The organism is Ruficoccus amylovorans (assembly GCF_014230085.1).
Taxonomy (GTDB): domain Bacteria; phylum Verrucomicrobiota; class Verrucomicrobiia; order Opitutales; family Cerasicoccaceae; genus Ruficoccus; species Ruficoccus amylovorans.
On the sequence record NZ_JACHVB010000004.1, the window covers coordinates 22,268 to 44,793 of the forward strand.

The following is a 22,526-nucleotide window of genomic DNA, read 5'->3' on the forward strand; positions in this document are numbered from 1 at the left end:
TTCCTTATTTTATGTTGTTAAAGGGGTCCGGCGCGCTGCTACGCACCGGGCCTCGTTGTTTGTGAAAGGGTCAGTCGATCAGGTCGCGGGCGATGGCCGCGTGCGCGGCGGTCTGGCGGGCGCGCTCGGCGTTCAGCGCCGGGTCCGGTTTGCGGGTGAAGGGGCTGCTTGCTCGCGGGTTTTTCGGGGCCGGTCGCGCCTTCGCCTCGCGCATGGCCCGGGCCAGGGAAACGCCGGGCACGGTCGCGGCCTCCAGGACATCCTCATTGTGCTCGCGCATGGCGGCATGGGCCTCCTCGGTTGGGGTGAGGTAGGCGCGCACGTGGTCCAGCTCGGCTTCGCGCTCGCGGTGGACGGCGCCGCCGTCCCGCAGGATGGCCTTCTGGTCTGTCATGTCCGTGGGCAGTTCGCGCTCCAGGGCGCACAGGTAGCTGCCGTCCGTCGCGTCCGTCAGGTGCGCGGTCGCCAGGTCGGCGTCCAGATAGAGGAGGACGCCTTTTTCCCGCCGCTCGTACTCCTCCAGCCCCTCGTCTTCGGGGAGCCGGTAGCGCAGCGGCTCCGTGCTCAGTTCCTTCGCCTGGATGCTGATCCTGGCGCCGTTCACCGTGGCCAGGCGTTTTTCCAGGTACAGGGGCAGGAGCGCCTCTTCGGGCAGACGCTCAAAACCGTCCATGTGCGGGATCAGCAGGCGCTGCAGGCGCTCGGCGGGAGCCTCCATGCGCGCGTGCAGGTCGATCCCGGTGCGGGCTTCCGGCGGCAGCGCGTTCAGTTCGTCCATCGTGCGCCACTGCCCGGCGGCGTCGCGCCATTCAAAGACCTGGTCAAAGCCCTGCAGCTTGTGGTTGATCCGCCAGTTCAGGGCATGGACCATTTCACCGACAGTGCCGTTGACCTCGTCCACCGTCAGGACCGGCAGGCGTAATTGCTGGAAAATCGGCTGCCGGGGGTCGAGCGGGCCGGGCACGAGCTTCTCGGCCCGGGCGATGATCGCCTTCGTGTAGTCGATCCGTGCGGGCAGGTCGCCCCGGGAGAGGTCATAGCGCCGCCCGGTGGTGGCGGGCAGGTGATTGAGCATGGTGTGAACCTTGCGGAAGAGCGACTCGACCCAGCCCTTGACATGGGGCATCCCCCACTCCTCGCGGAAGCCCGACTTGAGGAGCGTGCCCCGCCCCTTGCCGGTGGACTCCAGGTCGAAGCGCCCCGTCAGCTGCGTGAGCAGGGCCACCTCGTCCGCCTGGTCGAGCTTGGCCGTGCCGCCTTCGCACAGCAGCGTCATCGGCCAGGGGGCCAGCCCGGTGCGCCGCAGGGTCTGCAGGACGATGTGGCGCACATCGCGCCCGTTGATGGACATCTTCGTCCCGGCCTTGCGGCCCTGCTCGGTGTCCTCGCCCCGCGTGGCCGCGCCCTTGAGGCCGTAGGCCAGGATGTACCCGGTCGCCACGTCGATCACGAAGAGCGCCTCCACGTACACGACCTGCCACCTGCCATCGACAAACATCAGCGCCTGCAGGTCCAGTCGCACGTCGTCCATCGTCAGCAGTTGGAAGGGCAGCAATTGCGAGCGGTCGCGCCGCAACTGCGCGGAGAAGTGGTTCGCGCTCCGGCTGAGGTGCCCCTGCGCCGCCCGCTTGTGCTCGGCCCGGGGCAGCGCCTTGTTCACCACGGTGAGCAGGTTTTCGTAGGACCACCCGCGCGGGCGCTCCGCCGGGTGCAGGAACTCCCGGCAGGGGCGCGGCTCGTGCCGGGCCGCGTACCACTCGTCCGCCGTGCCGTATCCGGGGATGGATACACCCTTGAGCCAGTCCAGTTCGAGCCGCTGATGCAGGCTGCGAAAGGCGTCCTTCTCCCGCGTGGTCTTCGCGTACTCGTTGACCAGGTACTCCACGAATGCCTCCGGCAGGCCGCTGCCGCCGTTGCTGTAGCGCTTGAGCAGGCAGCGCCAGTCATGCGGCTCGTAGTACGCCCCGCTGGGACGCCCGCTGGCGTCCTCCTTCTGCCCGCCCTTCACGTACAGGCAGTACTTGCGGTAGAGGGTTTTCCACGAGCAGGCGGTCTCGCGGGCCAGCTTTTTGCAGGCGGCGATCTTCCGGTCCGCCCGGTGGATGACGGTGAAGAGCGTGAGCAGGTTGCGCACCTCGATCCTCACCTCCAGCGGCTGGCGCAGGAAGTCCGCCGCCTCCGCCGCCGGGACGGCGAAGCCGAGCAACTGCGCCCCGGCCAGCGGCGCGACGGTCGGCTGGGCCAACGGCGCGCTGCTCGCGGACAGGGAGGTCTCGGCGGCGGGGATGAGGGAGAGGTCGGAGATCATAATACAGTTGATAGTGATTGCAGTTTGGGACGGATGGTTATTTGCTCGACGGTATGGATTCGATGGATCGCTTGGTGCAGATGGTGAATGAACGCTGGGGAAATATCCTCTTGTCCGAGCTTCGTGATGAAGCGCTGGAGGAGCCAACCGGCATCAAATATGAATCGGTTCGGGCCAGTATCGGCCCGCGTATGGCGATTGCCTTGTGTTTGACGCACGAGAAGGACATCGCCAAATGTCAGAGAGCTTTGGGTTTATCAGACGCCCCAAGCGAAGATTGGTCTGAACTCACGCTTCTGGACTTGCTAGAGCACGCCGTCCGCTCCTCAGCGATTATATGCAAGGTCGATAAGGATGCTTCCGGCTCCATCAGGGCCGTGGCCTTCATCGCCGCCGATCCTGACTCGGTGAACAGGATTGAATCCGTCTTTACTTTCTGAGTGTGGGAATGATTTTCCATGATTCTAGTGTTGAGGGTTAAGAATTACCGCTTCGCCTTCGCGACACTGGCGCGGATCGCCATCTCGCGCTCGCGCAGGGCGCGGCACTCGTCGATCAGGGCCGTGCGCATGGCCCGGATTTCCTCCGCCGCTCGCAGCGGGTCGCCGTCCACGGCGGAGAGAAACTCCTGGTCGTCCCGCGTCTCGCGCACGGCGGCCAGCGCGTGGCTGTAGCCGTCCCGCAGCCGCGCCCAGAAGTCCAGTTGCTCATGGCCCGCTCCGCCGCCGCCCCCGCTCGGCCTGCCACGCCCCGCCGTCGGCGCCGGGGCCGCAGGCGTCAGTTCCGCTTCCAGCTCTTTGGCGATGCGGGTCACCGCTGAACGGTCACAGCGGCAAATTTCCGCGATGTGAGAATGCGTAAAGCGCTCGCCGTTAGGGCGTAAGGAAATTTTGGTGAATTTCACCTTGTCTTGTGTCGCCGCGAAGTAGTGGTTACGCAGGGCCTCTTTGACCGCCTTGCGAATGTCCTTGCGGGTGCGCGGCTTGGTGTTCTGGTCGGCGTTCGCCCCATAGGCGTACAGGAGCGCGGCGGCCCGTCCGCCGCCCGGTGTCACCACGGGGACGAGGCAGTCGTCGCCCCGGGCGACGCGGTAGCCCGCGCCCCGGTGAAAGCCATCCGCCACGTAGTAGCGGATGGGATCGTCGTCCTCTTCCATCCAATGTGGATCATCGGGCGCGGCGGTGAAGGCAACTAACGGTGTCAGTTCGGCTTTGGTCTCTTCACGCAGGATGTCGGCGAGGTTCTGAATATGGACCTGGTCGAGTTCACCGACGCGCATCTGCAGTTCCGGGTCGAAGACAAGCTTCCACAGTGGCACATACTGAATGCCCGTGTCGGAAGGACTCGTCGGGGTGACGGTGGATGTTTTACGATTTGCCATGAAGGGATGCGGATTGGGATTTGAGTTTTGCGCCGCAGTGCGGGCAGTAATGGGGACGGCCGGGATGCTCAGGATGACTCGGTGACCACAGGACCCGAGCGCGATCACCGTCGGCAAATTTCTGAATGGCCTCGTGCAGAACCGCATTCAGCTTCTCCCCGGTGCAAGTATCGGGGATGTAGTAAAACCAGGTGCGCTCTCTCGGAGCGGCCCACCAGCCCCATAATTTCCGAAACAGTGTCATACTTGACTGCGCCTAAGTTCTTTAAGGATTTTAGCTTCCTCGGCCCTCCAGCGTTTGATCCGCTCTTTGCGGATAGCTTTTAGCGTCCTGAAAACCGCATTTTTCGAGGCGTCATTAGGGGTGCGGACTAATGGATCTTCTTCGTAGTGATGCTGGATCAATAGCTGTAAGCACAATCGGTCCTGCCAATCGAGCCGCCGCCCGCTGAATAGGCGTTCGAGTGCTTCAAGGGCATTCCGTCCAGACTCACTCTGGGCAAGGAATTTGGCGGCTTGCTGGATGTCTTTGGTTATTGACATATCTTTCTTTCGTTGAGGGTTAGGGAAGGATTTCCCAGCGCTGGGCGCCGTCCTGGTCATTGCCGCCCACGGCGATATAGACGGGGCCGCCGTCGGCGGGTACCGCCAGGCAGCCGGGCACCCAGGCGCAGGGGCGGTGGTCGAGGCTGCGGGTCCAACCCGCGCCCGCCCCGTGATGGACGATCACCCAGCCGGTCGTGTAGTCCGTCGCGTGTGGCGGCGTATATTCGCTCTGGCGATCGCGCCAGCGCTGGGCCGCTTCGCGGGCCAGCGTGAGGGGCGAGACGACGTGCTGTTGTGCCGTGAAGCGAGCCGTTTCACGTAGTTGCCGGAGAGGCGCGTCCGCTTGGAGTGCGGCTGTTCCGCTCTCGGCGATGGCGTTGTCTGTCTGTGCTTCCTTCATCTTTGTGTCCTCTGTGTTCTTTGTGGTTAATAAAACGGGTTACGAATGCCCCTGGCGCAGTTGCTTCGCCGCCTCCGCGTGGACGGCGGCCAGGAGCGGCCGGGGAAGCCGGGCCAGCGCCCGGGCGAACTGGTCCACGACCAGTACGTCGTCCAGCCCGGTGCTGTGGCTGACGAGGAAGGCCCGCGCCACTTCGATCGGGATGCGCGTGTGCAGGTTGGTGGCCGTCCCCCGGCCCGGCACCTGAAACGCCCCCAGCCGCCCCGACTCGATCGCCGAGAGGATGTGCCGCGCCGAGTACCCGCACGCTCCCGCCAGCTCCTTCGCCGTCACGTGCGAACGTGCGGGCAGGAGAAAATCGAGATAGGCTGTGCGGACGGCGGGCATCTTAGCGACTTACAGCGGGTTTCCGCTCATCAATGATAGCCTCAATGAAGCACTCCAGCCGTTTGGATCGACGGCGTCCGTTGAGGACGGAGTTGACGTGTTCGATGGTGCAACCGCGCAGCCGGGCGATTTCCGTCTGTGTGACAACGCCCAACATTCGGCGCTTGAGGTTAATATTTGGACGGGTCATAATTTGAAGAAAATCTGACTCAAATTCTGACCGATGCAAGATAAATCTGACCGAAAAAAAGAGTTTTCTGACCTATCAGACCAGCTATGCGGTCAGAAAAATCTTTCACTCACGGAATTAGCGAAAGAGGCCGACATCTCAAAGGAGATGTTTTTTGGGTATCGTAGTGGCAAATATCCAGTAACTAAAAAGGCGTTAGCGAAATTGAAATCGCTAGAAAGCAGTCTAACGCTATCCCCGTCAGTGCCCTCTGAGCCACGGTTGGAATCACTGCTGTCAGCTCTGCCGAGCGAGCATCGTCACGCTTTTTTCCGAGTGATTTATGATGAGTTAGACGCCTTATCAAAGCGTATTGGTGACGTAAAAGGCTTCGAGAATCGACTGCGGTCTGCTCTAGAGGGCCTCCTTTCAGACGCGTCGAAGCTGGCAAAATTGGCTGAAATGCTCCCGGCCGCCGATAAACTAAAAAAGCGTGAAGAAGAGAGAATACGCCTAGCACGATCAATCCGAGATGGTAGCCTTGAAAAAGGTTATCATACAAAATCTCAAACTCACTCCTTGAAGGTCATTGACGGAGACCCGAACGGACCTCCGGGGGCACACGGCCCTGGAAAAAGAGCCCGCAACGCGGGCTCTGGTGGGGTGGCCTGATCTATTGCCAGTCCGGTGGTGTATATTTTTCAGGGGGAGGGAACCCCTCACGCATCCAGTGTAGGACGTGCCACTCTCGTTCTCCCAATAGCAGCCTGCACAGCAAGCGCAATCGCTCGGTGTCTTCTCCGGCTTGTGCGTAGGCATTCCGCCACGGATCGGGATGCGTGAATTTGATTACTTTAGGATGGGTATCATTTGTATCCATCCGCCGCATAATGCCCTTTACGCGAACAAATAAAATGTGATACATTACGCGGAATGAAGGGCATTTATTCAAAGGGGCAGAGACGCCTATTTGCAGTGCGGCCCCTGGGAGAGTATGCGTTATTAGTTTTGTGCTCCCTGGTCTTTTTACCGGCTCGCTTCGTCCACTGGGCGAGGCACGGATGGAAACGCTACTAGTCAGCCAGTTCGGTCCCGATTATCTTATTCTGGCGTAGGTAGAAGAGCCGCCGCATCCCGTAAAACTCGCCGTTCTCCCGTCGGGCGACATAGGCCACGCTGACACGCCAGCACAGGATATTCTCTCCATTCTTGACGTAGGCGACCTTGTGCGGGCCCCACCAGTCGGTTGTACGCGCATCGTAGGTGTGCTGATCGATCCACTTCCTGACGGCTGGGACTTCTCCCCATTCCGTTTTTGGTGGCAGCCCGTAGGGACCGGCGTCCGCGATGGCTTTGGCACGGGCTTCAGCTTTAGCTTTTCCCTCGGCTATGGTCTTTTTCTCATCGAGCTTCACGCCGACGGCGCAAACGATGAATAAGACCACAAAGAAGAAGAAGACACGGGTTACAACTTTACTGAACCCGTCGGCTGCTTTTTGTACGGTACTCATGAGGTAGGATTTCTCATCATAGTAAAACTATCCTGCCGTCGCACACCAGCCCAAATCTTCCGGCTCGCTTTTTGCGCGTCGTGCGTCTAAGACTCAATGCGCCCCGGGCGGGCAGGCCCATGAGGGCGTGAGCGGTTGGAACGCTTCGCTCCATTGGCCTCCTTCGCCCGGAAATTTGGCGGGCGTTTTTTTATTTGTTATTCTCGGGTCATGTCAGCACCCGACGCCTCGCTCCTCCGCCGCGCCTGCCCCGCCTACCGGGCGGCCGTGCAGTCCCGCCGCCCCGAAACGCCGGTGGGCGCGGGGGTCGCCGGATACCGGGTCTCCGGGTTTCAGCGCCACGCCGGGTGTCCGGCGGTCCCGGTGCGCCTGCTCCTGGTCACCGGGGAGGCGATCGACGTGCGTCTCCCGCTGGCCGTCGCCCGCAGCCTCGCCGCCGACCTGCTCGGCGCGCTCCCGCTTTCCCCGCTTGCTCACGCCAATGAGCTGACCGCGACCACAGCAGACATAAGGGCCGGGAATGGTCCCTGACGCGCCGGGGGTGTGCTGTTTGTCCCCCCGGCCCGGCATCCTTGGTTGGCGCGGCGGCCAGCCCGAACCGTTCCTCCGCCGCACCCTTTGATGTATCCAAAACTCAATACACTCCTATGAAACTGAAAAAACTCATCCTTATCCTCGGGCTTGCCATCGGCGGGCTCTGCCTCACCGGGTGCGACCCGGACGACAACGCCGTCGGGCGTTTTCTCTACACCACCTCGGGCGGCGTTTACCAGGTCTCGGACCAGTACGGCAACTCGCTGCGTTTCACCGATGAGCAGGCGCAGACCCTGATCGGCATGGACGAATCCACGCGGGTCACGGCGCTGGAGGAGGTGTTCCGCACCCAGTTCCCCGCCAGCTACGGCGAAGGCAGCGCCGCGCCGGTCATCACCCCCACGGAGGTGGAAGCGGGCGAGGTCGCTGTCTCGGAAACGGCCCAGACCGCAGTGGCCGCGCTCAACTTCATCCCCGTCTGGGGGCAACTGGCCTCTCTGGTCGCGGCGGGCGCACTCGGCATCAGCACGTTGTGGATGGGGAAACGTTACTCCACCGCGCAGGCCACGGCCAAGTCGCTGGTCATCGGGGTAGACACGTTTCGCAACGTGCTCGACCAGACCGAGCAGGGTGCGGTCATTGACGAGGCGCTGACCAAGGCGCTGCGCAAGGCCAAGGAAGCCGAGGGCGGCGCGGTAGTGGATGCGGTGAGCGGCCTGCTCAAGCGCTACACCACGGCGGATGTCCCCAGCGGTCTTACCGTCACGCCTGCCGCTGCCACCTCGAGCGCGAGCACCGCCAAGTAACCGTTCGCTGCCCTGCCCATGATGCCGCCACTTGCCGAAGTCACGATTCCGGTCACCGGAGAACAGGTCGCCGTCTGGCTCGCCTGCCTCTTCTTTCTCGTCGCCGGGATGAATCAGGTGCGTCGGCTCATGGGCCGGGACAAGCTCGACCAGCCTCTGCGCGTCGCGCTCGAAAAGGAGTTCACGCCCATCGGTGCGCACACCGCCCTCAAGGTCGAACTGGACCGCCGCATGGAAAAGGCCAAGGAGTCCCGCGAAAAGATGCACGGCACGTTGACCAGCCATGAGGCGCGCCTCTCGGCCATTGAGGTCACCAACACCCACCAGAACCAGCTTCTCCAGGACTTGAAGCGCTCCATCGACGGCACCAACACCCGCCTGGACCTCGTCCTGACCACGCTCAAAAAGCAGAACCATGAGTAAGACCACCCGCCAGATCGTGGCCGAAAAGGCCCTCCTGCGCTGCCTCGAAGAGGCCGCCCCGTACCTCGTGAAGGAGGAGCACCTGCGCGACTCCGTCACCGAAGCCGTGCACCGGCTCAGCACCTCCGAGTTCGACGCGGCCCTGGAGGCTATCGACCGCGCCCGCCGTGCCGCCTGCATCGACACCGAGACCGGCCGCCAGTGGCAGATTCTCGATGCGGGCATCCTCTGGCTGCGCACCCACTGATTTTTTCCGACCATGAGCCGCAAACCCCGAAGCGACGCCAAGCTGCGCAACCTCCCGCCCGAGCAGAAGACTGCCCTGGTCGATTGGCTGGTGGACGAGGGCGTGTCCTACAAGGAGGCCAAGAGCCGCCTGGAGGAGCGCTTCGGCGTGCGCACCAGCGACGGCGCCCTGGCCGACTTCTGGGCGCTGGAGTGCTACCAGCTGCGCTTCCGCAAGGCGCGCGGCTTCGCCGACCAGATCGTGGACACCATGCGCGAGGGCGAGGACGCCTTCGACGAGGCCACCCTGAAGGCGGTCGGCCAGCGGGCCTTCCAGCTAGCCGTGGCCAAGGAGGCCGACGTCAATGACCTGGCCACCCTCCTCAAGATCGTGGGCGACACCGCCAAGCTCAAGCTGCAGCGCGACAAGCTCGAACTGCAGGAGAAGAAAGCCGAGCAGGATGCGCAGAAGCTGGAGCTGCAGGTGCGTGAACTCGAACTCAAGCTGCAGAAGGTCGAGGCCGAGGAGGCCCGCCGCCGCGAAAAGGCCGAAGCCCTCAAGCAGTCCATGACCACGGAGGCCAAGTCCGCCGACGAGGTCCGTGCGCTCGCCCTGGCCGCCGTTGATGAAATCCTCCTGGGGAAGGGGGCCGGGAAATGACCGCCATCGTGACGCCCCCGAGCCGGGACATGGATGCCGACCGCACCGCCTCCCGCTATTTCCTTCCCTATCAGCAGGAGTATATCCTGGACGAGTCGCAGCTTTCGTTCATCGAGAAGTCGGTCCGTATCGGCTGGACCTATGCCGACAGCTTCAAGAACGTGCGCAAGCGGCTCCATTACGCGAACCGCGACTACCTCTTCGCCACCAAGGACTGGCCGACCGCTATCGAATACGTGCAGACCTGCATGAAGTTCGTGGAGGTGTACAACCGGGTGCGCTCCGTCATTTCCCACGGTGAGGATACCATCCGCGTGCCGGTCCTGGACAAGGACGGCAAGGAAACGGCCTTCACCGAAGAGGTGAAGATCGGGTACATCAAGTTCGACAACGGCTCGCGCATCATCGCCTTCACGAGCAACCCGGCCGCCATGCAGGCTTACGGGGGTGACGTCGGCCTCGACGAGTTCGCCAAGCACGCCAACCAGCAGATGCTGTACGCCACGGCGCAGGGCCGTGTCACCTGGGGCTATGATCTCGCCATCTGGTCCGCGCACTGGGGCGACGGTACGCTCTTTTGCGAAATGTCCCAGGAGGCCCGCGCAGGCAAGGGGCCGTGGGAGTACTACCGCAAGGTCACGCTCGAGGACGCCGTCTCCCAGGGGCTGGTGGAGAAGATCAACGAGGTGGCCGGGAAGCAGATGTCCCGCGAAGGCTTCATCGCCGACGCCAGGAAGCGCGCCCGCACGGATGAAATCTACCAGCAGGAATACATGTGCAACCCGGTCGGCGGGAAGTTCGCCATTGTGGATTGGCCCGTTATCCAGCGCTGCAAGGAAGAAACCACGATCGAGCGCCTGCACTTTGAGAACCACGCCGTCATCCGCGAGTTCGGGGAGTTCCACACCGCCGCCCAGCTCACCCGAGAGGCATCCATTGCCGCCTACCTGAAAGGCTCCTTCCAGAAGTTGTTCAGTGCGGTTACCCGGCATTCACTCGGCTTTGACGTGGCCGCCTCGGGGGACGGCGACTTGGCTTGCATCTACGTGGACGAGGTGCAGGGCGATGCCCAGAGTCTGGCCGGGCTGCTCACCTGCCGGACAGAAGACTGGCACTTCCTGCGCCTCGCCCTCTGGACCATTCTGCGCAACGTCACCGCTATTAATGGCTGCGGGGATGAAACCGGCCTTGGCCGCCAGATATGCTGGGAGACCGCCAAGGAATTTGTTGGCCGATTTACCCCCGTTAATTTCCGGGGTACGAAGCATGACATGGGCTTTGAACTGATGGTCGCCCTGCAGGAACAGCGCAAGCGCTTCCCGGCGGCGACGGACCATGAGGACATCGCCCGCGATTTTTACGCTCTTCGCAAGACGGGCAATAAGGGCAAGTGGACCTTCAGTGAATCGCGTAACCCGCTTAACGAGCACTCCCACTGCGACATGGCCTGGGCGGGTGCGCTTTCCCTCCATGCAATGGGCTCGGGCACGCGCTTCGAGCCGGAATGGTTTGCCCCCGGCCCTAATACCTACACCACCCCCGCCCGTCGTGAACGCACCCACACCCTGATCGGATGAATAACCCAGACACAGCTTTGACGCCTTCGGCACCCGGCCCGCTCGCGGCCCCGACCGAGTTCCTGCCGCCGCTGCATCGCGCCAGCCATGCCCGCCAGCGCGACTACACGAACCCGCTGCGCGGGCTCGACCTGCCGCGTGCCGTGCGCCTGATGGAGGAGGCCGAGCGTGGCCGCAGCGCCGACCTGATGTGGCTGTACCGCATGGTGGAGAAGCGCGACTCCACCGTGAAGGGGCTCAAGCTGCGCCGCCTCACCGCCCTGGGCAAGCTGGACTGGGATATTAAAATCCCCGACCGCCTCCCTCCCGGCATGACCGCCGAGCAGGCCGAGCAGCAGGCCGACAGCCTGCGGGCCATGTACGACGAGATAGAAAACCTTCCGCAGGCGATCGAGCACCTGGCGCTGGCCACCTTCCGGGGATACGCGCACTTGGAGAAACACTACTACGCCAACAATCCGGCGCTGCCCGTCATCTGGCTGGAGCCGGTCGAGCAGTGGTTTTGCGTGCGCCACCCGCAGTCCTGGGAATGGGTCTATGACTCCACCGGCCGGGGCAGTACTTCCACCGGGAGGATCATCGACCCGCGTCACTGGGTGGTTAGGGAAGTGGACGACCCGGTCAACGAGATCGCGCTGATCGCCCATATCCGCAAGAATCTCGCGCAGAAGGACTGGGACGCCTTTCTGGAGGACTTCGGCATACCGTCCATCTTCGGCATCCTCTCCCAGAACACCCCGCCCGACCAGGTGCGCGAGTGGCTCGACATCATCAACCAGGTTACCGGCAACAGCCGGGGCGCCCTGCCGCCCGGCTCGGACATCAAGTCCGTCGCGCTCGGCTCCCAGGGAGACGTGCCCTTCAAGGCGCACAAGGACGAACAGCGCGAGGAGGTGGTCCTGGCCGGAACCGGCGGGCTGCTCTCCATGCTGACCGCGCCCACCGGCCTCAACTCCGAGCAGGCCAAAGTCCACGAGGCGGCCTTCGACGCCATCGCGATCGCGGAGGCCGGTGTCATCTCCAGCCTCCTTCAGCAGCAGCTTGATAAGCCGCACCTGCACCGCGAGTTCCCCGGCCAGAAACAGGCGGCGTACTTCTCGCTCGCCGCCGCCGAGGAGGAGTCGATCGACGCCCTCGGGGATCTCCTGGTCAAACTGGCCAGCGCCGGGTTGGAGGCGGAGGAGAATCAGATCTCCGAAAAGACCGGGCTCAAGCTCCGCCGCCGCGTGGCCGCGCCCGCCATGCCCGGTTATCCCGGCACCGGGGGCGGGATGTTCGCCAACCGCGCCCCGGCTGCCGCGCTCGATCAGGTGCGCGAAGAGCGTTTCCTCGCCTCGGCGGCCGATGAACTGGCCAGGGCGGACCGGCAGGCGCTCGCCCCGCTCATCGCCCGGGTCGAGCAGGTGCTCCAGATCGAGGACGAGGCCGCCTTTACCGCCGCGCTCGAGCAGCTCCGCTCCGACCTGCCGGAACTGGAAAAACAGTGCCTCGGAGACGAGGCGTCCCGCCCCCTGGAAACCGCCTTTGAGAACATCCTCGCCACGGCCTTCGCTAACGGTGTTTCCGGGCGCGGAGACCTCACCCCCGAAAAATTGCCCACAGGCGCGCAGGAGGGCGCGGGGGCATGAGGGGGCGCGTTCGCCCGGAAAACGCCTCCTGTGCCGTCTGCACTGCCTTTGCAATGATTTCTGAAACGCATCTTAACCATGAACTCCGTTACCATTCCTTTTCTTAACCGCGCGGGGGATTTCGACCCCGACGACTGGTTCCATCTCGTCCCCTGCGGGGAGTTTCCCATCTCCCGCCGGGAAAACGGCGTGCGCGTGCGCTATCAGCAGGTGGTGGACGCCGCCGCCCTGGACGCCATCGTGGCCGACTTCAACCGCAAGCGCTCGGAGAATCCCGACTACCGGCTGCTGATCGACTTCGACCATTTCTCGCACAGCTCCGACAAACCCTCCGACGCCGCCTGCTGGGTCACGGACATGGAGAGCCGCCCCAACGGGGTCTGGGCCAGGGGCGAGTGGTCCGACACCGGCGAGGCCGCCATCAAAAACAAGCGCTACCGCTTCATTTCCCCGGTCTGGTTCCCGCACCAGACACAGGCCCTCGGGGGCAACCGCTTCCGCCCGGTCACCGTCAACGACGCCGGGCTCACGAATACGCCCAACCTGGGCGACGCCCTCGTGCCCTTCTGGAACCGGGCCACCGACGATCTTCCCGCAGCCGCCGACGCCGCTGCCAACATCAACACCGATACCACCATGAATGAAAGTCTCCAGACTCAGTTGATCGGCCTGCTCGCCCTCGCGGCGGATGCGACCGAAGAACAGATTGTGGCCGCCGTCAAGGCGCTGCAGTCCAGTAACGCGACGGCCGCCGAGCAGGTTGCCGAGGCCGCCGAGGTCGCCGCCGAGAACGAAGAGTTCAAAAACCGGCTGACCGCGCTCGAAACCCAGAACAAGCGCCTGCTGGCCAAGCGGGTGGATGAGGAGCTGGACCGCCACGCCGACATCATCCCCGAGGCCGACAAGACCGCCTGGAAGAACCGCCTGGAGGCCGACTTCGACGGCACCTCCGCGCTGCTCACCGGGATCAAGCGGCCCGAAGGCTACCAGCCGATGCACCAGCGCGGAAGCGCCTCCGCTTCCGCCGCCCGCCACCAGAACGCCGATCAGCCCTTCATGAACCGCGTGAGCGAGTTGAAGCAGGCCGACTCGCAGCTCACACACAACGAGGCCATCCTGCGCGCCGCCCGCGAGCATCCCGAGGAGTACAACGAGTACGTCGCCGGGCTGACCACCCGCGCCTGAGCCCTCTTCAACTCTCAAACCCGCAACGCTCAAACATCGTTATGAAGACCACTTACCAGCTCGGCCCCGTCATCACCCTGACGGCGGCCAATATCGCTTCCCTTGAGGGGAAGGAAAACCACCTGGTGTCCGTCGATGCCACCGGCAAGGCCGCGCTGCTCTCCGGCAGCGCCCTGGCCATCGGTGTCTTCGACAGCCGCCTGGCTCCCGATTCCGATGAGATCGCCGTGCGCCTGCTCTCGGGCGGGGGCACCCTCGTCGTGCGCCAGTCGGCCGCGATCGCACCCGGTGCCCGTGTGGCCGGGGTCGCCGCCAGCGCCACGGTCACCACGGCCGCAGCCGGTACCCGCTCGCTCGGGGTCAAGGTTTCGCCCGCCACCAACGGTGCGGCCGGAGACCTGATCGAGATCATCCCGCTGGTCGAGACCATTCCGGGGGCGTAGCCGCGCCCCCGTTTCCACCCGTCAACCTTCCTTCTATTATAGAACATGAAATCCAACGCAGTCTTTAACCCGGTGTTGAGCGCCCTGTTCAACGCCTACTTCATCAACCCCGGCGATTATGTCGGGCTCGACATCGCGCCGATCTTCCGCACCGGCGAGCAGTCCGCCAACTATCCGGTCTTCGGACGGGAGAACTTCGTCAACATGCCGACGCTCAAGCCGCGCGCGCCCGGTACCCCGTACCCGCGCTCCGTGCCCTCGCTCTCGGATGACAAGTACTCGACCAAGAACTACGGCCACGAAACGCCCGTCCCCGACGAGAACCGCAAGAAGTACGCCAAGCAGATCGACGCCGACAACGCCGCCGTGAAGCGCAACGCGCAGACCATTCTCGTCAACCACGAGTTGCGGGTGCGCGCCCTGGTCAAGAGCGCCGCCGTCACCCACCGCGCCACCCCGGCTGCCAAGTGGGACGACTACGCCAACTCCGACCCGATCGCCGACGTCAAGGCCGCCCGGCGCGTGATCGATGTGGAGGGCGGTATCGCCCCGAACCTCCTCACGCTCACGCCCACCGTGGTGGACAAGCTCGCCCTGCACCCGAAGATCCGCGCCCTGTACCCGACCCACAACGGCCCGATCACCACGGAGATGCTCCGGGTCGCCTTCGAGATCGAGCGCGTGCGCATCGCCGCCGCCAAGGTCAACACGGCGGCGGACGGGCAGGCCCTCTCCATCGGCTATCTCTGGGGCGACGACATCATCCTCTCGGTCTCCGAAAACTCCCAGGACCTGGAGTCGCCCAACGCGGCCCGCACCTTCCTGTGGACCGAGGAGAGCGGCGGCGATGACGCGGGCTCCCGCATCGAGACCTACCGCGAGGACAACATCAAGTCCGACGTCCACCGCTCCGAGCACCACACCGATGAGAAGCTCACCGGCCCGGACTTCATCTACCTGCTCGAGTCCGTCCTCACCGCCTAACCGTTGGCCGCTCGCCCTGCCGCCGCTTCCCGGCGGCGGGCGACGGCACAACTTTCAAACTCTCAAACCTTCAAACTCTCTTCCTTATGAAAGTAAAAGTTCTCGCCCGTCACGGCCTTGCCTATTCCGGCACGGTCTATCCGAAAAACTCGGAGTTCGAGCTGCCCGCCGGGCCGGTCCTCGACGCCGCCCTGCGCTTCAAGCAGGCCGAGGAGGTGAAAGCCTCGAAGGAACCCGCCAAGAAGTAGCCCGCCATGCCCGCCTGGACCGTCATCGAACTCGCTCACCTGGACACCGCCAAGGCCGCCGCCCTGGTGGACGCCCTGCGCACGGCCGCGCTCGGTGACGGCCAGGAAGACCCCCTGCCCGGTATCATCACGGACAGCGTTTCGCGCATCCGTCAGGAAATCGCGGCCGGGGGTCGGGTGCGGCTCTCGGCCACGCCCGGCTCCGTCCCGCCCTCGCTCAAGCGGCTGGCCCTGCGCATGATCCTGCGCGAGGGGCAGAGCCGTCTCAACGCGATGGGCGCCATGCCGCTCTCCGACGACGAGCGCAAGGAATGGGACAAGGATGACCGCTATCTCGAACGCATCGCCAAAGGGGAGATCACCCCCGAGGAGCCCGACAATCCCGAACCCGCCCCCACCGTCCAGGCCACCGTCTTTCCCCCCATGATCGCCGCCGACTCCCGCCGCTTCGGCCGCGCCTCCCAGGACGGCATTTGATCCGCGCACGGCGCGGATTCAATGATTCCCCATTTATAAATTCCGAATTCCGAATCCCTGCCAATCTTTCCCATGATCCAGTTCACCCGCCCTCAGCCCTTTGCCGAAGCGCTCGCCGCTTCGCGGGGTCGTGCGTTGCTGCCGACCTCCGGCGGCACGGCGGACCTGCAGCGACTGGACCCCGGCCTGCGCGCACGCGCCCGTTTCGCGGCCCGCGTGCGCAGTGCCGAGCACCTCTCCGTCCTGGACAAGGGCGTGGACGATGTGCTGACGGGGAAGATCGACCCGGCGACGGCCCGGCTGCGCCTGAAACAGTTCCTCGCCCGCACCGGCTACCAGCCCAAACCCGGCACCGAGGGCGGCCTGAAGGACTTTTCCTCGCGCAAGCGTATCGACCTGCAACTACGCATCAACGTGCGCCAGGCGCAGGGTTACGGCTGGGACGAGCAGGGCCAGGACCCGGCCTTGCTCGACGCTTTCCCCGCCCAGGAGTTTGTCCGCGTGGAGGCCCGCCGCAACCCCCGTACGGACTGGCCCGATCGCTGGAACGCCGCCCGCGCCCAGGTGGGCGCCGCCGGGACGACGGATGCGGGCACCGGCCGCATGGCCGCCCTCAAGAACCATCCGATCTGGCCCGCGCTGTCCATCTTCGGCCATCCCTGGGAGCCGTTCGACTGGGGCTCGGGCATGGGGCTGGAGGACGTGCCGCGCCGGGAGGCGATGGCGCTCGGCCTGATCGACCGCGACACGCGGATTCAGCCCCGGCGCTCCGACTTCAACGCCGGGCTCCAGGCTTCCCCCGATGTCGCCAGCGCCCGCCTGCGCGAGGAGCTGGAAAAGAGCGGGGTGGGCCGCTTCGGCCCCGATGGCGTCTTTCACTTTAACCCGGAGGCGTCCGATGCTTGAGGTCACCATCCCCTCGATCGACACCTGGCCGCCGCTGCTGAGGATCACGCGCGGGGTGACGGAGCCCTCCGTCAAGCGCGTCATGGGCCGCGCCATCGCCAACCTCATCCGCCGCCACCTGCGTAAGCTCGACCGCGAGCGACCCAACCAGCTCGGCGGCCAGCGCACCCACTTTTACGCCAACGCCGCCGCCGCCGTCCAGAACCCCCGCCTGCACGGTTCCACCGGCGTGGCCGTGGGCATCAACCACGTCGGAATCGCCCAGCGTTTCCACGGCGGCGTGATCGTCCCGAAATTCGCGGACTGGCTGAGCATCCCGGCCCGCACCGAAGCCTACGGCACCCGTGCCCGCGAGCACGCCAACCTGGCCTTTATCCTCATCCGCGCCCGCACGACGGCCAAGGGCGACCCGCTCGCCATGCTCCAGGAGCCGGGCGGCGGCGTCCTGTTCTGGCTGGTCAAGCGCGTGGTCCAGCAGCCCGACCCGTCCGTCCTTCCGACCGAAGACGGCCTCCTGGGCGCTGCCCTGGAGGCCGGGGAGGAATACGTCGGACTCCTCCTCGAGCGCGCCGCCCTCTGACCCCTCTCAAACTTTCAAACCCGAAACTTTCAAACTCTCAAACGTTCATGAGCGATCCCGTTTACGAAGCCTTTCTCACCGTGCAGGACACGGTCGCCGGTCATATCCAGGCGATCGACTACCTGCACGGGCACGAGGTCATTACCGAGCGCAAGGGCGACATGCCCGGCCGCATTGCCACGGCCCTCTCCAAACTCGGCCTGTCTATCGTGGTGGTCACCCCCTCGGCCAAGCTCCTGCGCGTGGCCCACAACCGCCAGGTCTGGGAGCTGAAGCTCGTGGTGGACGTGGCCGAGTCCGCGCTGATCAACCGCTCCAAGCACACCGGCAAGCCCGCGCTGGCCGCCGCCACCGCCATCGCCGTGGGCATCTCCGGCCAACCCAACGGGCTCCCGGCCAGCCAGGCCCAGCGCGGCGAGAACGTGACCCTCACGCTCGACCCCGAGATGCCCCTCATGCTGGTGCCCGATCCGCGCCAGGTCATCTACCACGTCACGGCCGCCACCCACGTCTTTATCACCGTTCCGCCCCCCTCACGCTCTGCGTGAAATTTATAAATTCCGAATTCCGAATGCTGAATTCCTGCACATTCCCCCGCTTTACCGTCCCGGCCTGACACCGGGCAGATCAACAACCAAACCAGATAAATCATGCCATTACCAACCGCTCCCTTCGACGCCGCCAAGAGCATCTTTGCCGGGCTCAGCGTCATCCAGCTCGCCTTCGCGGCCACGCCGATCACCGGGGTTGCCGCCACCACGGCCGGGGTCTTCACCAAGACCGGCCACACCCTCACCGACGGCACGCCGCTGCGTTTCGACTCCGGCACCGGCGGCGAGGGCCTGACCGTCGGCACCACTTACTACGTGCGCGATGCCGCCGCGAATACCTTCAAGCTCGCGCCCACGCCCGGCGGGGTTGCCATCACGCTGACCAGCGCCCTCAGCGCGGCCACCTTCAGCGCGGCCGCCGTCTTCGAGGCCACCAAGGTCGATAGCAAGCTCTCCGAGGAAAAGAAGCACATCGAGCGTCCGGACAAAAAGGGCGTCCTGCGCAAGCAGCGCACCGTCACGACCCGCTCCGATGAAAGCTTCGTCTTTGATGTCCAGGAGGTAAAACGCCTGCTCGACATCTTCGGCGGCTCGCTCACCGGCAGCGCCCGTGTCTCCGTCACCCTGTGGATTCCCGACCCCGATGACGCCACCGGCAAGGTCGCCCTCAAGTCCGAGGACAACTTCCCGGCCACGATCTCCCGCGAGGGTGACCTCTCCTTCGGTGGCGGCGAGTTCTCCCAGTCGAACATCCTCATCGAGTCCAACAAGCCCGGCGCCATCACCTGGACCGCCGACGCCGCCGTCTAACCGCGCCCGGCAGCGGCTTCACTGATTCATAAATTCATCCATTCATAAGTTCGATCATGACTATCAAGCAAAAGATTCAAACCGTGGAACTGGCGGACGGCCGCCGTATCGAGGTGCGCCGCCTCAAGTGGAAGGCCACCCGCGCCTTTCTCGCCCAGCTCGGGGGCGTCCTCTCCGGCCTCTTCAAAGGTATCGGGGCGGACGTCACCGCCCTGGAGGTGACCGTGGCTGAGATGGCCGACCGCCTGCCTGAACTGATCGCCGGCAGTGACGAGCTGATCGTCAGCCTGGTCACCGGCGCCACCGCCCTCAAGGCCGAGGAGTTCGGCGAGTTGGACGCCCTGGAGGCCAGCGAGATTCTCGCCGCCGCCATCGCCGTCAACCTCGACGCCGAGCTAAAAAACTGCTGGGCCGCAATCGGAAACACGATCGCCGGACTGATTCCGGCCCAAAGTCTCCCCACCGCCGTCAAGGGCAAGACCCCGACGTCGTGATGGCCCGGCTCTACGTGTGGCTGGTCGATGCCGGTTTTTCCGCCGAGTACCTCGACCGCTGCACCTTGCTCGATCTCGACCTCCTCGCCGCCCAGGTCAACGAGCTCAGAAAGTCCGACCGGGGCCGTCCGCGCCTTTAGGCGTGGCGGCCCTGAGCGGCCCGCCAAAGGGCGCGCACCACATCACAGAGCACTCCAAACGCCACCAATGCCAACCCGCTCCCGGCCAGCCACAGCAGGCTGGAGGGCAGGCTCAGGATCAACGCCACCGCCAGTACCAGCAGGGGCACGATCAGGGGCAGCATTAGCAGTCCGGCAAACATATGAATAACTTACTTCAGGTCATCCTCGACTTCAAGGCCAATTTGAACGGCCTCGACCGCTTCGTGTCCGCCTACAAGGCGCGCATGGAACAGGTCGAAGCGTTCAATGCCCGTATCCAGAACGGCGAGGCCGCCCTGCGCGGGATGCTCACGAAGCTCGGCAGTGTCCTGGGCGCCGCCGCCCTCTACCGCTACACCCAGGAGGCCCGCGCTGCCGAAGAGGCCCAGAACGAACTGACGCAGGCCCTGCGGCGAACGGGGCAGGTGCAGTACCGCGACCAGTTGCTCGCCCAGGCGGATGCCCTGGAGGAGGTGACGAAGTTCAGCGCCGAACAGGTCCAGGCCGTGCAGCGCATCACCCTCGGCTTCGGCCTGTCCGCTCAGCAGGCTCAGGCCGCCGCCGAACCCATCCTCGACTGGGCACAGCAGCACCGCCAGGCCGGGGAGGCCGCCGCCCAGTTCTTTGGCGAGCAGCTCGCCTCCGGCCGCGAGGAACTCGCCCGCTACGGGATCGAGCTGGACCAGAGCAAGGATCGCGTCACCGCCATGATTGAGGCGTTCCAGAAAACCTCTGGAGGGGCCGCCCGCGCCGCCATCGTCAACAAGGAGGAACACCAACTGCTCGTCCAGTATGGCCGCGAGACGGAGAAGCTAGGAAACATCGCCCGCGCTGTCGCTTTGCCGTTTATCCAGGTGCTGGTCCCCGCCTTGGGGCAGACGGCACAAATCCTCGGGCAGTTGGCCGGGGTCGTCCAACCTTTCGTCCCTGTCCTCGCGGCCGTCACCCCGACTGTGCTGAAACTGGCCTTGGCCTGGGGCGCACTCTCCGGCTCGATGACTTTGGTCAAGATGGCCGTCAACCCGCTGCGGACAGCCTTTGTGCTGCTCACCGGCACGACGATCGCCCAGTACGGGCGGGCGCTCACGGCCACCATTGCCAAGCATGGCCTCATCAAAGGGAGTCTCGCCTCAATTACCTCGGCCAGCGGACTGGCGGCGACGGCCCTGCGTCTGGTCGCTGTGGCCGGGCTCGGCTTTGTCGCCTTCATGGTTGGCTGGCTCATCGGCTCCATGATTAACGAGCTGGAGGTCGGCGGCGCCCGGATCAAGGACTGGGTGGCGAAGATCATGGCTGATATTGCGGCGTGGTGGGCTCACTTCGACGCGAACGTCGAGAAGGGGTGGAACTGGATAAAGCTCACCTTCTCCAATTCACTGACGGCGCTGAAGGTCGTCGTGTTGGAGTTTCTCGTCTGGGTTGCCGACAAATTCGACAATGCGCTCGGGCGCAAAATCGGCTTCACGATCGACCCGACCGGCCTGAAGGACTCGCTTGACCAGGCGAAAAAACAATTGGCCGACTCTGCGGGCAAACTCATCGCCGACAACGCGGCTGTCGATCTCCGGGCCAAGGCCAAGGCTGGTTGGTGGCTGGATGTCGGACAGGACATCCTGGACGAGGGCAAGCAGGCGGTCCGTAACAATCAGGCGCAAGGGGCGGGGAATGCCCAGGACCTGACCAATTTATCCAACTTCGACCAAGATGCGCTGGAGGCCCAGGTTAAGAAGGCCGAAGCCGACCGCAAAGCGGCGGAGGAAGCGCAGCTCGAGCGCAAGCGGAAGATCTACGCGGAGGAAACCAAGGCTCAGCGGCTTGAGGCCGATGGCGACCAGGAGGCGGCGGACGCGATTCGCCGCCGTCTGCGGGAGATGGAGGCCGAGGCGGACCTCGGGGCCGACGCCCGCGACCTGATCCGGGAGCGGCTCGATCTGGAGGATCGTCTGACACAGGAGAAGCGCGCCCAGCAGGCCGTGGCCGATTCCCAGGCGATCCTGGAAAAGCAGCTCAACCGCCTGCAGTCCGAGCGGCAACTGGCCGAACAGCGGCGCGACCGCACGACGGCCGTCCGCATCCTGGAGCAGGAACAGGTCTTGATCGGGCAGATCATCGCGGGCTACCAGGCGGCGGCGGCAGCGGCAGCCTCTCCGCTGGAACAGGCCGAGGCGCTCGCGCAGATCGCCCAGTGGCAGCAGTTCCTCGAAGACCTGAAAACCGGCGCGGGCGCGTCCAGGTTGTCCCAGGCCCAGCAGAACTACCAGGCGCTGGATGACCCGATCCAGCACTTCCAGTCCCTCTCGGACGGCAGCCAGGGTGGCATCCTCGAGTATCTCGCGCAGGTGGGCACGACCGCCGATCAGGTGGCCGAGGGCATCAAGAGCACGCTCGGCTCCGCCGTCTCCAGCATCACGGACGGCATCAGCAGTTGGATCAACGGCACGCTCAGCTTCGGCGCGGCCGCCGCGCAGATCGGCCAGTCCATCCTCAACACCATGCTGCGCACGGTCGTTGAAATGGGTGTGCAGTGGCTCGTCAACAAGGCGCTCGTGCTCACCGGCATGACTGCGATCGAGACCGCCGCCGACGCCCACCGGGTGGCCCGCGTGGCCAAGGAAAACGCCGCCGAGGCGGCCACGCTTCCGGCCAAGAGCGCCGGGGCCGTCGCCGCCGGGATCAGCTCCTTCGGGATCGCGCTCGCCTTCGGGGCGGTCGCTCTGGCCGCGATCATGGCCGCCTTCGGGGCCTTCGAGACCGGGGGCGTCGTGCGCGGGGGCGAGCAGCTCATCCGCGTGAACGAAAAGGGGACCGAGGCCGTGCTCAACAACCGCGCCTATCGCACCTTCGGAGAAACCTTTATCGCGGGGCTGAACACCGGCCAGCTCCTGCTCGATGCGCTCCCCGGGGATGTCGCCCACTCGCTGACGCGTCCGGCCGATCCGGCCGGGACGGGGGCGGCGATGGGCGGCAGCGGCGGCGGTGCCTCCGGGGCGCAGGCCGTCAATGTGGCGATCCTCGACAAGTCCTCCAACGCCCGCGCCTGGCTGGAATCATCCGAGGGGTCGCGCTTCCTGTACGACAAAGTCAAAGGCGTCATGAAGGACGTGAGCTGAGTCCGTCTTTACGCATCTTCA

The 22,526-nt window shown here is 64.7% G+C and carries 29 protein-coding genes; 21 read left to right on the forward strand and 8 right to left on the reverse strand.

Features of this window, described 5'->3' with window-relative positions; translation table 11 throughout:
* Window positions 1-70 precede the first annotated feature (70 nt).
* The gene (locus H5P28_RS00205; RefSeq protein ID WP_185673712.1) at window positions 71-2,308 is read right to left on the reverse strand and encodes a hypothetical protein; all 2,238 of its coding nucleotides are present in this window, start codon (window positions 2,306-2,308) and stop codon (window positions 71-73) included.
* A 53-nt stretch (window positions 2,309-2,361) separates the two neighbouring features.
* On the opposite strand from H5P28_RS00205, the gene H5P28_RS00210 reads away from it, so the two are divergent.
* Window positions 2,362-2,748, forward strand: a complete 387-nt coding sequence (locus H5P28_RS00210; protein WP_185673713.1) for a hypothetical protein — start codon at window positions 2,362-2,364, stop codon at window positions 2,746-2,748.
* 44 nt (window positions 2,749-2,792) lie between these two features.
* Here the strand turns inward: H5P28_RS00210 and H5P28_RS00215 are convergent, their stop codons facing one another.
* From H5P28_RS00215 to H5P28_RS00235, 5 genes are all read right to left on the reverse strand, one after another.
* A complete protein-coding gene (locus tag H5P28_RS00215; RefSeq protein WP_185673714.1) occupies window positions 2,793-3,689 on the reverse strand; it encodes a hypothetical protein in 897 nt (298 codons plus the stop codon).
* A 240-nt stretch (window positions 3,690-3,929) separates the two neighbouring features.
* Entirely contained in the window at window positions 3,930-4,232 is a 303-nt protein-coding gene (locus tag H5P28_RS00220) for a hypothetical protein (RefSeq protein ID WP_185673715.1), read from the reverse strand.
* Window positions 4,233-4,251: 19 nt separating this feature from the next.
* A complete protein-coding gene (locus H5P28_RS00225; RefSeq protein ID WP_185673716.1) occupies window positions 4,252-4,635 on the reverse strand; it encodes a hypothetical protein in 384 nt (127 codons plus the stop codon).
* A 39-nt stretch (window positions 4,636-4,674) separates the two neighbouring features.
* Complete coding sequence (locus tag H5P28_RS00230) at window positions 4,675-5,022, reverse strand: hypothetical protein (RefSeq protein WP_185673717.1); 348 nt, start codon at window positions 5,020-5,022, stop codon at window positions 4,675-4,677.
* 1 nt (window position 5,023) lies between these two features.
* Window positions 5,024-5,179 (reverse strand): hypothetical protein, encoded by a 156-nt coding sequence (locus H5P28_RS00235; protein ID WP_185673718.1) that lies wholly within the window; start codon window positions 5,177-5,179, stop codon window positions 5,024-5,026.
* A gap of 66 nt (window positions 5,180-5,245) precedes the next feature.
* On the opposite strand from H5P28_RS00235, the gene H5P28_RS00240 reads away from it, so the two are divergent.
* Window positions 5,246-5,863: a hypothetical protein gene (locus H5P28_RS00240; protein WP_185673719.1), complete on the forward strand. Its 618-nt coding sequence runs from the start codon at window positions 5,246-5,248 to the stop codon at window positions 5,861-5,863.
* 401 nt (window positions 5,864-6,264) lie between these two features.
* Here the strand turns inward: H5P28_RS00240 and H5P28_RS00245 are convergent, their stop codons facing one another.
* Window positions 6,265-6,702, reverse strand: a complete 438-nt coding sequence (locus H5P28_RS00245) for a hypothetical protein (RefSeq protein ID WP_185673720.1) — start codon at window positions 6,700-6,702, stop codon at window positions 6,265-6,267.
* Between the two features lie 210 nt (window positions 6,703-6,912).
* Between H5P28_RS00245 and H5P28_RS00250 the strand changes: the two genes are divergently transcribed.
* The 18 genes from H5P28_RS00250 to H5P28_RS00335 all read left to right on the forward strand — a co-directional run bounded on the left by H5P28_RS00250 (window position 6,913) and on the right by H5P28_RS00335 (window position 19,374).
* Window positions 6,913-7,233 carry a hypothetical protein gene (locus H5P28_RS00250; protein ID WP_185673721.1) on the forward strand — a complete coding sequence of 107 codons (321 nt, stop codon included), beginning with the start codon at window positions 6,913-6,915 and terminating at the stop codon, window positions 7,231-7,233.
* Between the two features lie 116 nt (window positions 7,234-7,349).
* The gene (locus H5P28_RS00255; RefSeq protein WP_185673722.1) at window positions 7,350-8,042 is read left to right on the forward strand and encodes a hypothetical protein; all 693 of its coding nucleotides are present in this window, start codon (window positions 7,350-7,352) and stop codon (window positions 8,040-8,042) included.
* An 18-nt stretch (window positions 8,043-8,060) separates the two neighbouring features.
* Window positions 8,061-8,465, forward strand: a complete 405-nt coding sequence (locus tag H5P28_RS00260) for a hypothetical protein (protein WP_185673723.1) — start codon at window positions 8,061-8,063, stop codon at window positions 8,463-8,465.
* Window positions 8,458-8,712, forward strand: coding sequence for a hypothetical protein (locus H5P28_RS00265; protein ID WP_185673724.1), 255 nt, complete (start codon window positions 8,458-8,460; stop codon window positions 8,710-8,712). Before H5P28_RS00260 ends, H5P28_RS00265 begins: the two co-directional genes overlap by 8 nt.
* Window positions 8,713-8,724: 12 nt before the next feature.
* Window positions 8,725-9,351 (forward strand): hypothetical protein, encoded by a 627-nt coding sequence (locus H5P28_RS00270; RefSeq protein ID WP_185673725.1) that lies wholly within the window; start codon window positions 8,725-8,727, stop codon window positions 9,349-9,351.
* Between the two features lie 8 nt (window positions 9,352-9,359).
* The gene (locus H5P28_RS00275; protein ID WP_185673726.1) at window positions 9,360-10,928 is read left to right on the forward strand and encodes a terminase large subunit domain-containing protein; all 1,569 of its coding nucleotides are present in this window, start codon (window positions 9,360-9,362) and stop codon (window positions 10,926-10,928) included.
* Window positions 10,925-12,556 carry a phage portal protein family protein gene (locus H5P28_RS00280; protein ID WP_185673727.1) on the forward strand — a complete coding sequence of 544 codons (1,632 nt, stop codon included), beginning with the start codon at window positions 10,925-10,927 and terminating at the stop codon, window positions 12,554-12,556. Before H5P28_RS00275 ends, H5P28_RS00280 begins: the two co-directional genes overlap by 4 nt.
* A 78-nt stretch (window positions 12,557-12,634) precedes the next feature.
* Complete coding sequence (locus tag H5P28_RS00285) at window positions 12,635-13,741, forward strand: phage protease (protein WP_185673728.1); 1,107 nt, start codon at window positions 12,635-12,637, stop codon at window positions 13,739-13,741.
* A gap of 41 nt (window positions 13,742-13,782) precedes the next feature.
* The gene (locus H5P28_RS00290; protein ID WP_185673729.1) at window positions 13,783-14,184 is read left to right on the forward strand and encodes a hypothetical protein; all 402 of its coding nucleotides are present in this window, start codon (window positions 13,783-13,785) and stop codon (window positions 14,182-14,184) included.
* Window positions 14,185-14,229: 45 nt separating this feature from the next.
* Window positions 14,230-15,168, forward strand: a complete 939-nt coding sequence (locus H5P28_RS00295; RefSeq protein WP_185673730.1) for a major capsid protein — start codon at window positions 14,230-14,232, stop codon at window positions 15,166-15,168.
* A gap of 86 nt (window positions 15,169-15,254) precedes the next feature.
* Window positions 15,255-15,416 (forward strand): hypothetical protein, encoded by a 162-nt coding sequence (locus tag H5P28_RS00300; protein ID WP_185673731.1) that lies wholly within the window; start codon window positions 15,255-15,257, stop codon window positions 15,414-15,416.
* A 6-nt stretch (window positions 15,417-15,422) separates the two neighbouring features.
* Window positions 15,423-15,893: a hypothetical protein gene (locus H5P28_RS00305; protein WP_185673732.1), complete on the forward strand. Its 471-nt coding sequence runs from the start codon at window positions 15,423-15,425 to the stop codon at window positions 15,891-15,893.
* A gap of 72 nt (window positions 15,894-15,965) precedes the next feature.
* Complete coding sequence (locus tag H5P28_RS00310) at window positions 15,966-16,799, forward strand: hypothetical protein (RefSeq protein ID WP_185673733.1); 834 nt, start codon at window positions 15,966-15,968, stop codon at window positions 16,797-16,799.
* Window positions 16,792-17,379: a hypothetical protein gene (locus H5P28_RS00315; RefSeq protein WP_185673734.1), complete on the forward strand. Its 588-nt coding sequence runs from the start codon at window positions 16,792-16,794 to the stop codon at window positions 17,377-17,379. Before H5P28_RS00310 ends, H5P28_RS00315 begins: the two co-directional genes overlap by 8 nt.
* A 47-nt stretch (window positions 17,380-17,426) precedes the next feature.
* Window positions 17,427-17,927, forward strand: coding sequence for a hypothetical protein (locus H5P28_RS00320; RefSeq protein WP_185673735.1), 501 nt, complete (start codon window positions 17,427-17,429; stop codon window positions 17,925-17,927).
* A 102-nt stretch (window positions 17,928-18,029) separates the two neighbouring features.
* Window positions 18,030-18,740 (forward strand): hypothetical protein, encoded by a 711-nt coding sequence (locus tag H5P28_RS00325; RefSeq protein WP_185673736.1) that lies wholly within the window; start codon window positions 18,030-18,032, stop codon window positions 18,738-18,740.
* Between the two features lie 56 nt (window positions 18,741-18,796).
* Window positions 18,797-19,234: a hypothetical protein gene (locus tag H5P28_RS00330; RefSeq protein ID WP_185673737.1), complete on the forward strand. Its 438-nt coding sequence runs from the start codon at window positions 18,797-18,799 to the stop codon at window positions 19,232-19,234.
* Complete coding sequence (locus tag H5P28_RS00335) at window positions 19,234-19,374, forward strand: hypothetical protein (protein ID WP_185673738.1); 141 nt, start codon at window positions 19,234-19,236, stop codon at window positions 19,372-19,374. Before H5P28_RS00330 ends, H5P28_RS00335 begins: the two co-directional genes overlap by 1 nt.
* Here H5P28_RS00335 and H5P28_RS00340 read toward each other — a convergent pair.
* Complete coding sequence (locus tag H5P28_RS00340) at window positions 19,371-19,556, reverse strand: hypothetical protein (protein WP_185673739.1); 186 nt, start codon at window positions 19,554-19,556, stop codon at window positions 19,371-19,373. The genes H5P28_RS00335 and H5P28_RS00340 overlap by 4 nt on opposite strands.
* Here H5P28_RS00340 and H5P28_RS00345 point away from each other — a divergent pair, their 5' ends adjacent.
* Window positions 19,557-22,505 (forward strand): coiled-coil domain-containing protein, encoded by a 2,949-nt coding sequence (locus H5P28_RS00345; RefSeq protein ID WP_185673740.1) that lies wholly within the window; start codon window positions 19,557-19,559, stop codon window positions 22,503-22,505. It abuts the gene before it with no gap.
* The last annotated feature ends 21 nt before the right edge of the window (window positions 22,506-22,526 follow it).

Excerpts from the sequence above, each read along its gene's own strand:
- H5P28_RS00205 (WP_185673712.1), bottom strand. The coding sequence starts at position 2,308 with ATGATCTCCGACCTCTCCCTCATCCCCGCCGCCGAGACCTCCCTGTCC.
- H5P28_RS00210 (WP_185673713.1), top strand. The coding sequence starts at position 2,362 with ATGGATTCGATGGATCGCTTGGTGCAGATGGTGAATGAACGCTGGGGA.
- H5P28_RS00215 (WP_185673714.1), bottom strand. The coding sequence starts at position 3,689 with ATGGCAAATCGTAAAACATCCACCGTCACCCCGACGAGTCCTTCCGAC.
- H5P28_RS00220 (WP_185673715.1), bottom strand. The coding sequence starts at position 4,232 with ATGTCAATAACCAAAGACATCCAGCAAGCCGCCAAATTCCTTGCCCAG.
- H5P28_RS00225 (WP_185673716.1), bottom strand. The coding sequence starts at position 4,635 with ATGAAGGAAGCACAGACAGACAACGCCATCGCCGAGAGCGGAACAGCC.
- H5P28_RS00230 (WP_185673717.1), bottom strand. The coding sequence starts at position 5,022 with ATGCCCGCCGTCCGCACAGCCTATCTCGATTTTCTCCTGCCCGCACGT.
- H5P28_RS00235 (WP_185673718.1), bottom strand. The coding sequence starts at position 5,179 with ATGTTGGGCGTTGTCACACAGACGGAAATCGCCCGGCTGCGCGGTTGC.
- H5P28_RS00240 (WP_185673719.1), top strand. The coding sequence starts at position 5,246 with ATGCAAGATAAATCTGACCGAAAAAAAGAGTTTTCTGACCTATCAGAC.
- H5P28_RS00245 (WP_185673720.1), bottom strand. The coding sequence starts at position 6,702 with ATGAGTACCGTACAAAAAGCAGCCGACGGGTTCAGTAAAGTTGTAACC.
- H5P28_RS00250 (WP_185673721.1), top strand. The coding sequence starts at position 6,913 with ATGTCAGCACCCGACGCCTCGCTCCTCCGCCGCGCCTGCCCCGCCTAC.
- H5P28_RS00255 (WP_185673722.1), top strand. The coding sequence starts at position 7,350 with ATGAAACTGAAAAAACTCATCCTTATCCTCGGGCTTGCCATCGGCGGG.
- H5P28_RS00260 (WP_185673723.1), top strand. The coding sequence starts at position 8,061 with ATGATGCCGCCACTTGCCGAAGTCACGATTCCGGTCACCGGAGAACAG.
- H5P28_RS00265 (WP_185673724.1), top strand. The coding sequence starts at position 8,458 with ATGAGTAAGACCACCCGCCAGATCGTGGCCGAAAAGGCCCTCCTGCGC.
- H5P28_RS00270 (WP_185673725.1), top strand. The coding sequence starts at position 8,725 with ATGAGCCGCAAACCCCGAAGCGACGCCAAGCTGCGCAACCTCCCGCCC.
- H5P28_RS00280 (WP_185673727.1), top strand. The coding sequence starts at position 10,925 with ATGAATAACCCAGACACAGCTTTGACGCCTTCGGCACCCGGCCCGCTC.
- H5P28_RS00285 (WP_185673728.1), top strand. The coding sequence starts at position 12,635 with ATGAACTCCGTTACCATTCCTTTTCTTAACCGCGCGGGGGATTTCGAC.
- H5P28_RS00290 (WP_185673729.1), top strand. The coding sequence starts at position 13,783 with ATGAAGACCACTTACCAGCTCGGCCCCGTCATCACCCTGACGGCGGCC.
- H5P28_RS00295 (WP_185673730.1), top strand. The coding sequence starts at position 14,230 with ATGAAATCCAACGCAGTCTTTAACCCGGTGTTGAGCGCCCTGTTCAAC.
- H5P28_RS00300 (WP_185673731.1), top strand. The coding sequence starts at position 15,255 with ATGAAAGTAAAAGTTCTCGCCCGTCACGGCCTTGCCTATTCCGGCACG.
- H5P28_RS00305 (WP_185673732.1), top strand. The coding sequence starts at position 15,423 with ATGCCCGCCTGGACCGTCATCGAACTCGCTCACCTGGACACCGCCAAG.
- H5P28_RS00310 (WP_185673733.1), top strand. The coding sequence starts at position 15,966 with ATGATCCAGTTCACCCGCCCTCAGCCCTTTGCCGAAGCGCTCGCCGCT.
- H5P28_RS00315 (WP_185673734.1), top strand. The coding sequence starts at position 16,792 with ATGCTTGAGGTCACCATCCCCTCGATCGACACCTGGCCGCCGCTGCTG.
- H5P28_RS00320 (WP_185673735.1), top strand. The coding sequence starts at position 17,427 with ATGAGCGATCCCGTTTACGAAGCCTTTCTCACCGTGCAGGACACGGTC.
- H5P28_RS00325 (WP_185673736.1), top strand. The coding sequence starts at position 18,030 with ATGCCATTACCAACCGCTCCCTTCGACGCCGCCAAGAGCATCTTTGCC.
- H5P28_RS00330 (WP_185673737.1), top strand. The coding sequence starts at position 18,797 with ATGACTATCAAGCAAAAGATTCAAACCGTGGAACTGGCGGACGGCCGC.
- H5P28_RS00335 (WP_185673738.1), top strand. The coding sequence starts at position 19,234 with ATGGCCCGGCTCTACGTGTGGCTGGTCGATGCCGGTTTTTCCGCCGAG.
- H5P28_RS00340 (WP_185673739.1), bottom strand. The coding sequence starts at position 19,556 with ATGTTTGCCGGACTGCTAATGCTGCCCCTGATCGTGCCCCTGCTGGTA.
- H5P28_RS00345 (WP_185673740.1), top strand. The coding sequence starts at position 19,557 with ATGAATAACTTACTTCAGGTCATCCTCGACTTCAAGGCCAATTTGAAC.